The 16,614-nt window shown below is 37.3% G+C and carries 16 protein-coding genes; all 16 read left to right on the top strand.

The features are described 5' to 3' along the window. Nucleotides 1–7: 7 nt before the first annotated feature. The 16 genes from nuoL (at nucleotide 8) to ACLBXA_RS10015 (ending at nucleotide 16,462) form a co-directional block, all read left to right on the top strand. Nucleotides 8–1,870 (top strand): NADH-quinone oxidoreductase subunit L, encoded by a 1,863-nt coding sequence (nuoL, locus tag ACLBXA_RS09940; protein WP_016078205.1) that lies wholly within the window; start codon nucleotides 8–10, stop codon nucleotides 1,868–1,870. Next, on the top strand, nucleotides 1,867–3,369 hold the full coding sequence (locus tag ACLBXA_RS09945; RefSeq protein WP_016078204.1) for an NADH-quinone oxidoreductase subunit M: 1,503 nt from the start codon (nucleotides 1,867–1,869) through the stop codon (nucleotides 3,367–3,369). Before nuoL ends, ACLBXA_RS09945 begins: the two co-directional genes overlap by 4 nt. A gap of 7 nt (nucleotides 3,370–3,376) precedes the next feature. Further along, nucleotides 3,377–4,891, top strand: a complete 1,515-nt coding sequence (nuoN, locus tag ACLBXA_RS09950) for an NADH-quinone oxidoreductase subunit NuoN (protein WP_016078203.1) — start codon at nucleotides 3,377–3,379, stop codon at nucleotides 4,889–4,891. Between the two features lie 202 nt (nucleotides 4,892–5,093). Continuing rightward, nucleotides 5,094–5,330: a DUF1146 family protein gene (locus ACLBXA_RS09955; RefSeq protein WP_000057889.1), complete on the top strand. Its 237-nt coding sequence runs from the start codon at nucleotides 5,094–5,096 to the stop codon at nucleotides 5,328–5,330. Nucleotides 5,331–5,381: 51 nt separating this feature from the next. Beyond that, on the top strand, nucleotides 5,382–6,086 hold the full coding sequence (locus ACLBXA_RS09960; RefSeq protein ID WP_000767913.1) for a YwmB family TATA-box binding protein: 705 nt from the start codon (nucleotides 5,382–5,384) through the stop codon (nucleotides 6,084–6,086). Between the two features lie 39 nt (nucleotides 6,087–6,125). Next, nucleotides 6,126–7,430: a UDP-N-acetylglucosamine 1-carboxyvinyltransferase gene (gene murA, locus ACLBXA_RS09965; protein ID WP_000411275.1), complete on the top strand. Its 1,305-nt coding sequence runs from the start codon at nucleotides 6,126–6,128 to the stop codon at nucleotides 7,428–7,430. Nucleotides 7,431–7,640: 210 nt separating this feature from the next. Continuing rightward, nucleotides 7,641–8,660, top strand: a complete 1,020-nt coding sequence (gene spoIID, locus ACLBXA_RS09970) for a stage II sporulation protein D (RefSeq protein ID WP_000672656.1) — start codon at nucleotides 7,641–7,643, stop codon at nucleotides 8,658–8,660. 98 nt (nucleotides 8,661–8,758) lie between these two features. Further along, complete coding sequence (locus tag ACLBXA_RS09975) at nucleotides 8,759–9,766, top strand: LytTR family transcriptional regulator DNA-binding domain-containing protein (RefSeq protein ID WP_081143265.1); 1,008 nt, start codon at nucleotides 8,759–8,761, stop codon at nucleotides 9,764–9,766. Nucleotides 9,767–9,947: 181 nt separating this feature from the next. Then, entirely contained in the window at nucleotides 9,948–10,790 is an 843-nt protein-coding gene (locus tag ACLBXA_RS09980) for an ATP-binding cassette domain-containing protein (protein WP_447617193.1), read from the top strand. Continuing rightward, a complete protein-coding gene (locus tag ACLBXA_RS09985) occupies nucleotides 10,790–11,494 on the top strand; it encodes an ABC transporter permease (RefSeq protein WP_016078200.1) in 705 nt (234 codons plus the stop codon). The genes ACLBXA_RS09980 and ACLBXA_RS09985 overlap by 1 nt, the downstream gene beginning before the upstream one ends. A gap of 161 nt (nucleotides 11,495–11,655) precedes the next feature. Then, nucleotides 11,656–12,561 carry a M23 family metallopeptidase gene (locus ACLBXA_RS09990; RefSeq protein WP_001214922.1) on the top strand — a complete coding sequence of 302 codons (906 nt, stop codon included), beginning with the start codon at nucleotides 11,656–11,658 and terminating at the stop codon, nucleotides 12,559–12,561. Between the two features lie 141 nt (nucleotides 12,562–12,702). After that, nucleotides 12,703–12,837: a hypothetical protein gene (locus ACLBXA_RS09995; RefSeq protein WP_000008903.1), complete on the top strand. Its 135-nt coding sequence runs from the start codon at nucleotides 12,703–12,705 to the stop codon at nucleotides 12,835–12,837. Between the two features lie 308 nt (nucleotides 12,838–13,145). Next, nucleotides 13,146–13,418: a sporulation transcriptional regulator SpoIIID gene (spoIIID, locus tag ACLBXA_RS10000; RefSeq protein ID WP_000544012.1), complete on the top strand. Its 273-nt coding sequence runs from the start codon at nucleotides 13,146–13,148 to the stop codon at nucleotides 13,416–13,418. A 160-nt stretch (nucleotides 13,419–13,578) separates the two neighbouring features. Continuing rightward, the gene (gene mreB, locus ACLBXA_RS10005; RefSeq protein ID WP_000457978.1) at nucleotides 13,579–14,580 is read left to right on the top strand and encodes a rod shape-determining protein; all 1,002 of its coding nucleotides are present in this window, start codon (nucleotides 13,579–13,581) and stop codon (nucleotides 14,578–14,580) included. 428 nt (nucleotides 14,581–15,008) lie between these two features. Beyond that, on the top strand, nucleotides 15,009–15,443 hold the full coding sequence (fabZ, locus tag ACLBXA_RS10010; protein WP_000931959.1) for a 3-hydroxyacyl-ACP dehydratase FabZ: 435 nt from the start codon (nucleotides 15,009–15,011) through the stop codon (nucleotides 15,441–15,443). A gap of 341 nt (nucleotides 15,444–15,784) precedes the next feature. Beyond that, nucleotides 15,785–16,462, top strand: coding sequence for a CpsD/CapB family tyrosine-protein kinase (locus ACLBXA_RS10015; RefSeq protein ID WP_000467944.1), 678 nt, complete (start codon nucleotides 15,785–15,787; stop codon nucleotides 16,460–16,462). The last annotated feature ends 152 nt before the right edge of the window (nucleotides 16,463–16,614 follow it).

Here is a 16,614-nt window from a genome sequence, read left to right on the forward strand (position 1 = left end):
GGAAACAATGATCGATTATGCATGGCTCATACCGCTTTTCCCACTCGTTTCGTTTTTGTTACTTATTATATTCGGGAAGAAAATTAGAGAAGGAAGCAGTGTACTTAGTATTTTTTTCGTCTTTCTCTCCTTTATACTTGCGGTACTTGTGTTAATAGAAAGATTTTCAGAAGCAAGCGTGAAGCATAAGTGGGTGTGGCTTAGAGCTGGAGATGTGGATATATCATTTGGCTTTGAAGTGACTGCATTAGGAGCTTTAATGTTGTTTATCGTTACGCTTGTGAGTCTGCTTGTACATGTGTATTCGAAAGGTTATATGAAAGGTGATGAACGATTACCAACCTTTTACGCATATTTAGGACTCTTTACATTTGCGATGTTAGGGCTTGTTATATCAACGAATTTATTACAGCTTTATATATTTTGGGAATTAGTTGGCCTTGGCTCATTTTTACTTATCGGTTTTTATTTCTTTAAAGAAGAAGCGAAGGCTGCTGCAAAAAAGGCTTTTATTATGACCCGTATTGGGGATGTTGGTTTATTTATCGGGATGATTTTAATTTTTTGGTACGCAGGTAGTTTTGAATATGACGCAATATTTAGGGCGATTTATACAGGGGATCTACCTCCTTACATGATTACAATAACGGCGATATTAATTTTTATCGGGGCGATGGGGAAATCAGGTCAGTTCCCGCTTCACACGTGGTTGCCAGATGCAATGGAGGGGCCAACGCCCGTGTCGGCACTTATTCACGCGGCGACGATGGTTGCAGCGGGCGTATATTTAGTAGCGACGATGTTTCCATTATTTTCGGCAAGTGCGGTAGCGATGCAGACAGTGGCAATTGTCGGAGCTTTCACTGCAATCTTTGCGGCCTCTATCGGCCTTGTACAAACAGATATAAAGAGAGTACTTGCTTATTCTACAGTTAGCCAGCTCGGGTATATGATGCTCGCGTTAGGTTCTGCTGGTTATGTAGCTGGTATATTCCATTTGACGACACATGCTTTTTTTAAAGCACTACTATTTTTGGCAGCAGGAAGTGTAATTCATGCCGTGCATACGCAAAACATTAACAAAATGGGCGGTTTACAGAAGAAGATGAAAGTAACTGGTACGCTATTTTTGATAGGTACACTTGCAATTAGTGGGGTTCCACTCCTTTCTGGGTTCTTTAGTAAAGATGAAATTTTGGCTGCGACTTGGATGAATGGTAATTACTTTTTATTCGTATTAGCAGTAATTGCGGCATTCTTAACGGCATTTTACATGTTTCGTCTATACTTCCTTGTCTTTACTGGGGAAGCGAAGACGAAGGAAGATGTGCATGAGTCGCCCCGCGTTATGACGTATCCAATGATTGTTCTCGGCGTTCTCGCAGTAGTGGCAGGATATATAAATACACCATGGTTTGGGACGTTTCTCGGAGATTGGTTGACGAAAGATGTAGGGTTTAAGGTTGAAGAAGCGCATGGACCAGTTTGGATTATGATTGTTGCGACGCTCGTTTCATTTGCGGGAATCGCTCTTGCATATTTCATATATGGCAAGAAATCAATTTCTAGAGAGTGGGCTGGGGGTACGGGAACCTCGCTTTATAATCTTTTGAAAGAAAAATATTATGTGGATGAACTATACAACATGACGGTGATCCCTATTACGAAAGGAATCGCTCGTGTGCTTCGCTTATTTGAAGTGTATGTAGTCGAAGGAATTGCAGTTTTAATTGGAAGTGTAGTTAAAGGAACAAGTAATCTTGGATCGAAGCTTCAAAACGGGAATGTACAAGTGTACGGTACTGTAACGGCTGTTTCGCTCGCTGTACTCGTCATTATTTTGCTCTATACGGGAGGGGATTTACGATGAATGATTTGTTGTTAACGTTCTTCATTTTTTCCCCGCTTTTAGGAATTTTATTGCTTGTATTAACACCGAAAAAGGAATTGCGTACAGTGCGGGCGCTTGGCTTATTTGGGACGGCACTTCCATTTGGAATCGCCATCGTCCTCGCTTGTACATATGCTTCTGGAAAGAGCTTGTCACTATTTGATGAAAAGGTGAAATGGATTAAGTTCGGAGATTTTACAGCGGTGGATAAAAGGTGGTTTTCTATTTATTACGAGCTCGGTATTGATGGTTTGTCGCTTATCATGATGGTACTGACGGCTCTTCTAGCGATGCTTGCAGCAATTGCAGCCTTTTCTATTAAAAGCAATTTAAAAGCATTTTATATGCTGTTACTCATGCTAGAAATAGGGATGCTCGGCGTCTTTGCTGCTCAAAATTTAATGTTGTTTTTTATCTTCTTTGAAATTACGTTGCCACCAATGTTTTTATTAATTGGGAAGTGGGGAAAATTGTCGAGTGAAAAGGCTGCTTATAGTTATTTAATATATAACGGCATTGGCTCAGCTATTTTGCTCATTGTTTTCTCAATTTTGTTCGCGAAAACAGGTACAACAAATATTGTGGAGCTGAAAGAGATATTAAGAAGCGTAAGCGCAGGGGGAGAACTCGTCATCCCAAGTAGCTTGCAGCTTGGTGTATTTATTGCCATAATGATTGCCTTTGCAATTAAACTACCTGTTTTTCCGTTGCACCGCTGGATGGTCAATGTACACATAGAAGCGCATCCAGCTGTAGTTATGCTTCATGCGGGTGTTTTGTTAAAGATTGGAGCGTACGGTATTATTCGCTTCGGGAAAGGGTTATTCCCGGAATATTTTCACGATGTTGCAACGCTAATTGCGATATTAGGCGTAATTAATTTATTATACGGTGCCTTTTTAGCGCTCATCCAAACGGACTTTAGGAAAGTACTCGCTTACTCTAGTATTTCGCATATGGGAATTGTATTAATGGGACTTGCGTCACTTAATGCACCTGGTACACAAGGAGCGCTATTCCAAGTTGTATCACATGGTTTAATTGCAGCCTTGCTCTTCTTCTTACTAGGTGTTATAGAACAACGATTTGGAACTTCGGATATTACGGTGCTAGGCGGACTTGCGAAAAGTGTACCGATACTTAGCGGATTCTTTTTAGCAGGAGGAATGGCATCACTTGGATTACCAGGGATGTCTGGGTTTGTTAGTGAATTTCTTGCCTTTCTCGGTTTATTTCAAGGAGAGCCCGTCATTGCTGCAGTCGGTGTGATTGGCATCATTTTAACCGCTGTATACGTATTAAGAGCGACACTTCAAGTGACATTTGGAAAGAAAGAATGGGAAGCAAAATCTGATATACACGGATGGGAGTACGTCCCTGTTTTACTACTTATCTTTTGTATTATTGCAATTGGAGTTATGCCAGAGATACTAGGGGATCCGCTTCAAAATACATTGAAAACATTGGGGGTGAAGTAGGATGGATATGAATACGTTACTTAGCTTATCGTGGCATCTAATGGTGCCAGAATTTATTATTCTCGGGGCCGCCATCCTTCTTTCCATATGTGATTTGTTTTTTAAGCTGAACCATAGATATGTAGCTCTTGGTGCGATCGCTGCCATCGTATTAGCAATTGTTTCATTAATTACGCTATATAGCGAACCAGCTGGAGATATTTTAAATGGATCGTTTGTGTTAGATGGATTTTCAAAAGGGTTTAAAACGTTGTTATTAGGCGCCTCAGCTCTCATTTTATGCATCGCAATGAGCGATGATAAGAAGAATCCAATTGAAGATAAGGGCGAATATTATTACTTATTTTTAATGGCACTTCTTGGCGCGATGTTCATGGCTTCTAGTGTTGACTTTATCACCCTTTTCGTTGGTTTAGAGTTACTTTCACTTTCTTCTTATATTTTAGTCGGAATACGAAAAAAGAACCGTGCATCAAATGAAGCGGCAATGAAATATGTCATTAGCGGAGGAATTGGAACGGCGATCACGCTCTTCGGAATGAGTTATTTATACGGTATTACAGGTTCAACTAACATTGTAGATATGCAAAAGGTACTCACTGGGGAGCTCGCTAGTGGTATTCAGTTATTGTTAGCTCTTGCATTTCTTTTATTGCTAGTTGGTCTCTCATTTAAAATTGCCACAGTGCCGTTTCATATGTGGGCACCTGATGTGTATGAAGGAGCGACTACACCTGTTACCGCTTTTCTTGGAACGATTTCTAAAATTGCTGGGTTCCTACTCATTATTCGTTTGTTCCTTATGGTTTTTGCAAGTGTATTAATACAAGGAGATATGCAATCTTTATATGGGCATATGAGTATATATATTGCGGTGCTAGCAAGTATAACGATGATTGTTGGGAATGTAGTCGCGTTAAAACAATACAACATAAAACGTTTATTTGCTTATTCAGGTATTGCGCATGCTGGGTATTTACTCGTTCCACTTGTGGCATTATCACCATTTACGCTGGATAGCATGTGGTTTTATATGCTGGCATACATGCTTATGAATATAGGCGCGTTTGCCATTATCCACGGCTTAATCTTACAAAACGATAAGGAAAACATAACGATTTTCACCGGATTATATAAGAAATCACCATTTGCAGCGATCATGATGACAATCTTTATTTTATCGCTGGCCGGGATACCAGGGACGGCTGGCTTCATTGGAAAGATTAACATCTTTTTAGGCGCGCTTCATGTAGAGCCAGCACATTACGTACTAGCTTCGATTATGATGGGTACGACAGTTGTTTCATTCGTATATTATTTCCGTATTTTACAACAAATGTTTTTCCGCACCAGAGAGACAGAAGAGAGGATACGGTTACCGTTAAATATAAAGGTTGTTATGAGTCTTTGTGCAATTTCGATTGTAATACTAGGGATTATGCCGATGATTGGGTACAATTTCTTTTATGAATATTTTCCATTAATGAAAGATTTCTTCTTCTTAGGGAACGTGGTACAATAGTGAAAATAAAAGGTGTGGAGTCAGTACTCTGCGCTTTTTATTTTGTGTTAACTTGTAATGTAGATATACGTTTTTTGAAAGAAAATCACGATGTAAAATGTAAGATGTCTATTTGCATTTGAAAAAGTGTGGCTCCTACTTATTATGGTATCGTTTTTATATTCTTTCATAAGTAGTAGCTGAGTAAAAAGGGGTCGATTTTTTGGCACAACTTTTAGGGCAACAAGCACTGATTGCCATTGTTTCGCATTTATTGTTTATTACCATTACGTGGTGGGCTTTGCAAGGCATTCACATTGAGCGTTTAATGAAGTCCGGAAAAGTGCTGCAGACGCGAGTATTACTCATCTTAATTACAATTGCAATTGGGACATCTGTAAGTAACTTTTTCCTTGATTATTTAGGCTATTCGAAGAGTTTAACGTATTTAGTAAAGTAAGTGTATAGAACCTCAAATCTCCGTTAACAATGGGGATAGGAGGGGATGAAATTGAAGCTTAAAGCCATTCTTATTGTTGCACTTAGTGTTGTTTTATTTTTGGTTGGATATAGAGAGATGAAACCGATAAGCGATGAACAGAAAATGGAGAGCATGATTAAGGCTTTAGAGAAAAATGATGCTAAAGTAGAAAAATGGTCATGGTTAGCTAGAGAAACAAAAACAATTTCTAATATACATACGTTTCAAAAGTTGTTAAACGATGTGAAGGACAAGGCAAATATTCAAAAGTGGGAAGTAGAGCAATCTCCAGATGGATATAAAGCTACATCCTATAAAAAGTTTGCTTCTCATGAAGAACGAGTAGTAGTAACTTGGAGTAAAGAAAATACTAAAGAAAACACTTTCATTATCTTTGAAGTAAGTGGGGCGAAATGGGACCCGAAGTATGTTCAAAAAGTGAATAAAATTTTTAGTGAAAAACCTATAATTTACACTTGTGTTCAAGGTGTACTGAATGATAAGATTGAAGGTGTTTTGCAAAATAAAACCAATCAGGTTTTGAAAGATCTTTCAGCAAGAGCGATCGAACAAGTAGAAGAAAGAGCATTTGTGTCAGTCTCCGCATACAATAAAAAGTGGGATGACGCTCTTTCAACAAATAGAGAGAAAATAAATGTGCAAATAGCAATACGTTCTACAGACAACAAAGATACAATTGTGGTTGGCACACCGATCATAACTTCTGAGTATTGAGTGAATAGATACTGAAAAAAGGACACGGAGGGGAATAATTTGGAAAAGATCATCGTCCGTGGCGGAAAGCGGTTAAACGGCACAGTGCGTGTTGAGGGCGCAAAAAATGCTGTATTACCTATAATCGCTGCAGCCCTATTAGCGAGTGATGGAAAGAATGTACTATCTGAAGTACCAGTTTTGTCTGATGTATACACAATTAATGAGGTATTACGTCATTTAAATGCTGAAGTCGTATTTGAAAATAATCAAGTAACAATCGATTCTTCTAAAGAACTAAACATTGAAGCACCATTTGAATATGTACGTAAAATGCGTGCATCTGTTCAAGTAATGGGACCATTATTAGCACGTAATGGTCGTGCTCGTATTGCACTTCCTGGTGGATGTGCAATCGGTTCACGTCCAATTGACCAACATTTAAAAGGCTTCGAAGCAATGGGAGCAAAAGTACAGGTTGGTAACGGTTTTGTTGAGGCATATGTTGAGGGAGAACTAAAAGGAGCTAAAATCTACTTAGACTTCCCAAGCGTAGGCGCGACAGAAAACATTATGTCTGCAGCTACATTAGCAAAAGGGACAACAATTCTTGAAAACGCAGCGAAAGAACCAGAAATCGTTGACTTAGCTAACTTCTTAAATGCAATGGGAGCGAAAGTACGCGGAGCTGGAACTGGAACGATTCGTATCGAAGGCGTTGATAAATTATATGGTGCAAACCACTCTATTATTCCTGACCGTATTGAAGCGGGAACATTCATGGTTGCAGCAGCAATTACTGGTGGAGACATCTTAATTGAAAATGCTGTACCTGAACATTTACGCTCAATTACAGCGAAAATGGAAGAAATGGGTGTTAAAATTATTGAGGAAAACGAAGGTGTACGTGTTATCGGCCCAGATAAGTTAAAAGCGGTTGATATTAAAACTATGCCTCACCCAGGTTTCCCAACAGACATGCAATCACAAATGATGGCATTATTACTACAAGCTGATGGAACAAGCATGATTACAGAAACGGTATTCGAAAACCGCTTTATGCACGTTGAAGAATTCCGTCGTATGAATGCTGATATTAAAATTGAAGGTCGTTCTGTTATTATGAACGGTCCAAACAGCTTACAAGGTGCTGAAGTAGGCGCAACTGATTTACGTGCTGCAGCTGCATTAATCTTAGCTGGTTTAGTATCAGAAGGTTATACTCGTGTAACTGAGTTAAAACATCTTGACCGTGGTTATGTAGATTTCCATAAGAAATTAGCTGCATTAGGTGCAACTATTGAACGTGTAAACGAAAAAGTAGAAGAAGTGAAAGAACAAGAAGTTTCTGATCTTCACGCTTAATTGAAATAGTCTCTATGTCTTTTGACATAGGGGCTATTTTTTTTTTGGGTTATTACTGTTATAGTCAATAAATTCTATACTTATGCACGTACCAGTAAAAATATTTAGAAAATTTCCGTTTTATGCTCTTCCTCCTTAAGTATGTTCTAAAAGAAAGAGTTGTTCCATAAGAATGAATGGAGTAAAGCTTTTATATTGGGGGAAAATAGGATGAAATTTTCAAAGCCACTTTTTATTACAGTAGCGCTCTTAATAGCGCTCGTTATCATTGTACCTGCAGCCCTTGTTATCCCATTTGCGAAAGCAAAAGTAGGGGAAGAAACGGCCTCTAAAACTCCTCCAGCGATAGAAAGTATACCAGCTCCAGGAAAAGTAGATACAGCGGTTCAAGTTGCTGTATATCGTGAGAAACAGAAGAAGGTAGAATCATTGCCTATGGAGGAGTATGTGACCGGTGTAGTAGCTTCTGAGATGAATGCCAGTTTTGAAATAGAGGCACTAAAGGCACAGGCATTAGCAGCGAGAACATTTGTAGTACAACGTATGCTAAGCGGAGGAAAGAAAAATAATGCGGACGTGACAGATACGGTGAAAGATCAAGTGTACAAAAGTAAAGAAGAATTGAAGAAACAATGGGGTAATAACTACGAAAATAATTTGAAGAAAATCGAAGAAGCCGTTTCGAAAACAGCAGGACAAGTTTTAACATATGATGGAAAACCAATTTCAGCATCCTTCTTCTCAACGAGTAATGGCCGGACAGAAAATGCAGCTGACTATTGGGGAAATGATTATCCGTACTTGAAAAGTGTAGATAGTCCGTGGGATCAAGCCTCTCCAAAGTTTACGAGCGAGCAAACATTTACAGTAGCTGATTTTCAAAAACGTCTCGGTGTGAAAGTACTAGCAGACGGGAAGGTTGGAAATATTAAAGACCTTACGGAAGGAAAGCGCGTAAAGGATGTAGCTTTTCAAGGAAAAACATTAACAGGAAAAGAAGTTCGTGAAAAGTTAGATTTACGTTCTTCTGATTTTACGTGGAAACAACAAGGAGATAAAATCATCGTTACGACGAAAGGCTTTGGTCACGGCGTTGGTATGAGTCAATACGGAGCGAACGGTATGGCAGCGGAAGGAAAGAAATATACAGATATCGTCGCTCATTACTATAAAGGCGTTGAAATAAAGACGATGAATGATTATGAAGGAAAATTGATGGTGAAGAAATAGGTGTCAGAACTCTGGCACTTATTTTTTTGTTTAAAATATCATAATTTTCCATTAACTGTTTGATATAATAGGATAAAAAGGCATTTGGGGGAGATGAAATGGTGCTACTGGAGTTGAAACAGTTAGGGAAAACGAACCAATTACCGGTAATTGACCTAAAAGTCGCGAAAGGACAATGTGTTGTTTTGCAATGCAATAATCATACAGCTAAAGTGTTGCACCGCATCATTATAGGCGAAGAAGAAGCGTCGACTGGCAATGTACTGTTTGAAGGGGGAGCAATTGGAAAGAAAAATTATCCACGCATCGGCTTTTGTTTTTTGAAAGATGAGGCATATGATCGTTTGAAGGTGAAGGAATACTTTAAGTTTTTAATAGGGCTTTATGAATCAAAGATAAGCATAGAAGAAGTTGTGCAGTCTGTTGGTCTCCTAGATAAACTAAACGTTAAAATAGAAAAACTATCGTTTTCAGAGAAGCGTCGTCTTCATATTGGACGAGTGATGATTCATAATCCGGATTTAGTTGTTTTGGAAGAACCGGAGCAAAATGTAGATATAGAGAGTACGATCATTATTCGAAAAGCAATCATGAAAATGAAAGAGCAAGGAAAGGCAATCTTTATTACGTCATCATTTCTATCAGATGCCCTCTCGTTAACAGAGGATGTATACATATTAAACAACGATGGTGTGAAAAAGATAGAAATTGAGCAAGAGGAAGTGGAAGAAGTCGATGAAGAAAAAGTCATTCAAATGATCCCGCAAATGAAATTAGAAAGAATACCAGCGAAAGTGAACGATAAAATCATTTTACTTGATCCGATGGAAATTCATTTCATTGAAACGCAAAACGGAGTAACACATATTCACGTTCGTGAAGGGGATTTCGTATGCGCTTTAACATTAGGTGAACTAGAAGCAAGGTTAACAGGTTTTGGTTTCTTTAGATGTCATCGCTCGTACCTTGTAAATTTACAAAGAGTACGAGAAGTGATTACTTGGACTCGTAATAGTTTTAGCTTAATTTTGGATGACGAAAGAAAAAGTTCAATTCCGCTTTCAAAAGGACGCATGGATGAATTAAAAGGCGTGATTGGGCTATAAAAAGTGCTCCAATAAGCTCAACATGCGATTCATTCACCGGTAAAAATACTCCTTTTACCGGTATTTTACTGTGTAAACCCTTTGTTTTTCATATGATTGAGTCAAGAAAAGCGAAACAAACGAACGAAAAGCGCTAAAGCGACTTTCATCTATAAAGAAGAAAAACAAAGGGGATGACGAAATGACATTGGCAATTGAAATGAAAGATGTAATGAAAAATTTCAGTGGAAAAACGGCACTTCGAAATGTAAATATTGAGGTGAAGCAAGGAGAGATATTCGGATTCCTCGGACCGAGTGGATCTGGTAAGACGACAACGGTAAAAATTTTAACTTCTCAATTGCTTCATAGTGTTGGAACGGTAAGAGTATTAGGGAAAGATATTACAGGACCAAGTAGCATCGATTACAAACAAATTGGTATTTTAACAGATAACAGCGGCTTATATGAAAGACTTAGCATTTATGATAACTTACTATTATTTTGTGACCTATACGATTGTAAAAAAGAACGAATCGATGAAGTACTAGCACAAGTAAATTTATTAGATGATAAAAAAACACCAGTAAAGAAACTATCAAAGGGAATGAAGCAACGCGTCACACTAGCAAGAGCAATCCTTCATAAACCAGATATCCTCTTCTTAGACGAACCAACATCTGCACTCGATCCAGTAAACGTTCAAAACATTCATAAAATCTTAAAAGACTTAAATAAAGAAGGAACGACCATTTTCTTAACGACTCACAACATGGATGAAGCAGAAACGCTTTGTAACCGTATTGCCTTCCTTTGTGGCGGAGAAATTGTAGCGCTTGATACGCCAGAGAACCTACGCTTACAATACGCTAAGGATCAAATAGAGGTCGTATTAAAAGATAAACAAAAAGAAGTAGTGCAAAAAGATGAATTAGGCGCAAAACGTATTTCAGAATGGATGAACAAAGGAGAATTAATATCCATTCATTCACACGAACCAACTTTAGGCGATATCTTTATTGAAGTTACTGGGAGGGGATTATAATGACATTTTCAATGAGAAGATTTTCAGCTATTTTTCGGAAAGAAGTCCAAGATTTTAAGACAAATTCACAAGTATTATTAATGGCATTTTTACCAATTATACTTTCATTTTTGTTTAGCAGATTTGGAGTGGGAAAGGAAATGTTAGGCACTACTACTATAATGGCCTTCCTATTTGTCGCAGGATTTGTTCAATCTATGGTAATTGCAGAAGAAAAAGAAAAACATACACTGCGTGTGTTAATGTTATCCCCAGCATCTTCTGTTGAAGTTCTTCTTGGAAAGAGTTTATTAACATCGGGTCTGACGATGGCCATTTGTATTGCAAATTTATTCATTTTAGATCAGTTAAATATTAATCTTCCATTGGTAGGATTGATATTCTTATGCGGAACTATTCTGTTTATCGTGCTTGGAACAATGATCGGATTACTTGCATCTTCTGTACCACAAACATCATTAATTGGTATGCCTATTTTAATGACGATGTATTTAGCTGTACAGTTTGAGCCAATGGTTGAAAATAAATTAATTAAGACGATGATTGGATATCTTCCAACATCCCATATTTCAAAAGCGATTAACAGCGTAGTAGGTGGAGCAGGATTTAGTAGTATTAGTGGGCATATATTAAATGTTGCAGTTTGGCTTATTATATCGCTCGTTGTATGTTTAATCGTATATAAAAAGAAACAATTAGACTAAAAACTGAGCCGAAACGCTCAGTTTTTTCTTTTTTCTATCATTTCCTCGGAAATTTTACAGTTCTTATACATATTTTTACAGATTTTGTCGAAAAGTAATTAGTTATACGTTGTATAGGATACGTGAATATTGTTCAAAATGATTGCTGAGGTGATGATGGAATGCGAGGAAGAAATAATAAAAAGTCGCAAAAGGTAGTACATTTATTTCAAAAAAGATGGGTGTTTCCGGCACTATACATTGCTTGTGCAGCGGTAATCTTAATGGTTGCGCTATGGTTCCAAGGAGCTAATCCGAAGAAGACTCCAAACCACGATCAAGCAACACCGTATACACAATCGGAAGATCCAGCAGTACCAGTAACGAAATCTTCAGAAGTAGTGAAAATGCCAGCTGCCGCGAATGCGGAAGTAGTCGTACAGAAGAAATTCTATGAAGATGCAGCAACTGAGGCGGAACAAGAAAAAGCACTTGTCTTTTATAACAACACATATTCCCCAAACAAAGGAATTGACATTGCTGCGAAGAATGGAAAAGAATTCAATGTTGCTGCTGCTTTAAGTGGTACAGTAACGAAAGCAGAAAAAGATTCACTTCTTGGTTATGTTGTAACAGTTGATAGTGGAAATGGTGTAGCGGTATCTTATCAAAGCTTAGGCAGTGTGAAAGTAGAAAAAGGTGCAAGAGTTGCACAAGGTGAAGTATTAGGAACATCCGGTCTAAGTGCAATGAATAAAGAGGCAGGCTCTCACGTTCACTTTGAAGTACGTAAAGACAATGTGGCTGTGAATCCTGAACGTTACTTAAATAAATCAGTAACAGAAATTAAAGCTGATGCAGGTGCTGCAAAAGCTACGAATGCTTCTGGTAAAAAAGCTGACGACAAATCTCAAAAAGAAGAGAAGTCAACGAGCACGAAACCAGAAAATAAAACAGAAGACAAGTCTCAAAAAGAAGAGAAATCAACAAGCGGTTCAACTAGTGACAAAAAAGAAGAACCGAAGAAAGAAGAAAAATCAACAAATGGTTCTACAGAATCATCTAACGATTCTTCTTCACAAGAATAAGAAAGTGAAAAAATCAGTTCTCATTAGGAGAGCTGATTTTTTTATTTCTATATAAAAATAATCAATTTCGAGAAAAAAGTTGCAAAAACAAGGAAAAATGACGAGATTCTCGAATATATATTACAAAAGGGAGGGGATACTGTGTCATTTTTATTTGTTCTGTCGACTGCTATTATTTTATTGTTTGTTTTATTCACTTTATATTATTATATTGCCGGTAAGAAAGAGGTTCCCCACCATCAGTTGTTAGAAGAAGAATTGGAACGAGAAGAATGACGCCTTTTATACAAGGTGTCATTTTTTTTGGCCATAATAGTCAGTTTTAACGTATTTCTCACAAAAAAATGTAATTTTTCTTAACTTAGTCCGCAAAAATAGTGAACATGTAGCATATATCAGTAGTGCGGGCAATACAATGGTATAAACCAAAGCAAAGAGAGTGTTTGAGGTGAGAAATCGTGAATCATTTCATTATAAATCCAAGAATGTTTAACGCTTACAAACAGCACTCACACTTACTTCTTAGTCGTATGCAGCGAGGCTCATTTCACCCTTCTCACATCCAAATTAGGGAGGCGAGTGGTGTGCACGATTACATCAAAGAGAGAACTATCAAGATTGGTAAGTATATCGTGGAGACAAGAAAGACAGTGCGTGTCATTGCAAAGGAATTTGGGGTATCAAAGAGTACAGTTCATAAAGATTTAACAGAACGTCTACCAGAGATTAATCCAGAGCTCGCAAATGAAGTAAAAGAAATTCTTGATTATCATAAGTCTATTCGTCATTTAAGAGGTGGAGAAGCAACAAAACAAAAGTATAGAAAAGAAGATGTAGAGAAGCCTGTACGTCAATAATGTTACAGTAGCAAACATTCCGTTCACATTCGGTAATATTTTTCAGAAGAATTCTTTTTGCGAATATTACGTTTCTGTTAAATTTATGATAAAATCAGAAATTAGGTGAAAAGAATTCGGGTGTAACCTGATTTTGAATATCGAGGAGGAAAAAACGGGAATGTTTGCGCGAGATATCGGAATTGACCTAGGTACGGCTAATGTATTAATTCATGTTAAAGGTAAGGGTATTGTATTAAACGAGCCATCTGTTGTGGCAATTGATCGTAATAGTGGTAAAGTATTAGCAGTCGGTGAAGAAGCGAGAAGTATGGTGGGACGTACGCCTGGTAATATTGTAGCAATTCGTCCGCTTAAAGATGGTGTAATAGCAGATTTCGAAATTACAGAAGCAATGTTAAAGTATTTCATTAACAAATTGGACGTAAAGAGCTTCTTTTCAAAACCTCGTATTTTAATTTGTTGTCCAACAAATATTACATCAGTAGAACAAAAAGCAATTCGTGAAGCTGCTGAACGTTCAGGTGGTAAAACAGTATTTTTAGAAGAAGAACCAAAAGTAGCCGCAGTTGGTGCTGGTATGGAAATCTTCCAACCAAGCGGTAACATGGTTGTTGATATTGGTGGAGGTACAACAGATATCGCTGTACTATCTATGGGTGATATTGTTACCTCTTCCTCTATCAAAATGGCTGGCGATAAGTTTGATATGGAGATCTTAAACTATATTAAACGTAAGTATAAGCTATTAATCGGGGAACGTACTTCAGAAGATATTAAAATTAAGGTTGGTACAGTATTCCCAGGTGCACGTAGCGAAGAACTTGAAATTCGCGGACGTGACATGGTAACAGGCTTACCACGTACAATTACAGTATGCTCTGAAGAAATTACAGAAGCATTAAAAGAAAATGCAGCTGTTATTGTACAAGCTGCAAAAGGCGTATTAGAGCGCACACCACCAGAATTATCTGCAGATATCATCGACCGCGGTGTTATTCTAACAGGCGGTGGAGCTTTACTACACGGTATTGACATGCTTCTAGCAGAAGAACTAAAAGTACCGGTATTAATTGCTGAAAACCCAATGCACTGCGTTGCGGTTGGTACAGGTATTATGTTAGAGAATATCGACAGATTACCAAAGCGTGCTTTGAGATAATTTGAAAGAACTAAGGCTGACGCTTTAGTTCTTTTTTCGTTTTTATATTTTTTTATTTTGATTTTTTGCGAAAATGGAAGGAAAATAGAGAAATATGAAGGAAACAGGTAAAATATTCATATATATGGTTAAATTTAATATTTCCTTATTTGAAAACGTTTATAATATAATGAGTCGAATACGACATTAAGGCAAATAATGTTTCAATACATATTGCCTTTCCCTAATTTGGGCATACACTCTTTTCTACCTCCGTGTCAGTTGCAAAAATGTGCAACTATTTTAATGGAATAGAGTGTGTGCATTTTTTTTTAGGAAGTTGTGCTAAATATAAAATGTTACTTTGTAATGACAAATAATAAACAAAATGGGATAATAGCAATATGTCCAAGTGGTAAGACCAATATTACAAAAGGGGCGATTGTTACATGCTAAATATAGAACAAATTAAAGAAATCATTCCTCACCGCTATCCATTTCTACTTGTTGATAAAATATTAGAAGTAGATGAAGGAAAAAGAGCGGTTGGGATTAAAAATGTATCCGCAAACGAAGAATTCTTTAACGGACACTTCCCTGACTATGCAGTTATGCCTGGTGTACTTATTGTAGAAGCATTAGCGCAAGTTGGAGCAGTTGCAGTATTAAAGAAAGAAGAAAACCGCGGAAGACTTGCTTTCTTTGCAGGTATCGACAATTGCCGTTTCAAAAAACAAGTACGACCAGGTGATCAGCTTCGTCTAGAAGTAGAAATGACACGCGTACGCGGCCCGATTGGAAAAGGAAAAGCAATCGCAACAGTAGATGGTGAAGTTGCATGTGAGGCAGAAATTACATTTGCGATTGGTGATAAAAAAGAATAGAAATTAAAAAATCTCCTTGTGAAAAGACAAGGAGATTTTTTAATTTCTGCTATATAACGATGAAGCGATAATTTACAAACTAATCAGAAAATAACTTGTAAATAGATGGCAATTACCATATACTTACTTTATTATTTATCTAGAAAACAGGATAAGTGATAAAGGTAATAAAGAAATAAGGGCATTGTCATATTGTTAAGGTACTTAAATAAGACAAAGTAGAATGTTATTGATTATGATGAAATGTGGGGAACTCAGCAAGAATATTAATTAGACGTATGAAATCGAGCATAAAAGAGAGAAAAGGGAAATGTCGCATTTCACAAAAGGAGATTATGAATATGTTCGGGAGAAAGAAAAGAAAACCATTACGACAATTAATTACACATAAAGAGCCTAAATCGCGTATTACAGAACAATACCGTAACATTCGTACAAACATTGAGTTTACATCTGTAGATAATCATGTTCGTTCTATCATTGTTACTTCAGCAGATCCAGGTGATGGGAAAACAACAACAATCGCAAACTTAGCAGTCGTTTTCGGACAACAAGGAAAGAAAGTTTTATTAATTGGAGCTGACTTGCGTAAGCCGACGATACAAAACTTATTTGCCATTCATAGTTCAAATGGGTTAACGAACTTATTATCAGGACAAGCAAAACTTATGCAATGCATTCAAAAAACAGATATAGAGAACGTATACTTAATGGCAGCAGGTCCAATCCCGCCAAACCCAGCAGAACTATTAGGGAGCCGGGCAATGGACGAGGCGTTGCTAGAAGCATATAACATGTTTGATATTATATTAATTGACACACCACCTGTCCTTGCGGTTACGGATGCACAAATACTTGCGAATAAATGTGATGGAATCGTACTCGTTGTACGCAGTGAAAAGACAGAAAAAGATAAAATCGTAAAAGCGAAACAAATATTAGATAAAGCATCAGGAAAAATACTTGGAGTCGTTTTAAACGATAAAAGAGAAGAAAAAGAGCAGTATGGTTATTACTAAAATAGAAAAAAGCCAATAAGGAATACTTGTTGGCTTTTTTCTCATTTTGAAATTTATTTCTCAAGTTACATAGTATAAAAAACGTGATATGATAAATATTTTGGAAAATCATTGGAATGTGTTGTCATATTTAAGATTATTTTGTAAGATTA

It is taken from the genome of Bacillus sp. D48C (assembly GCF_053345735.1).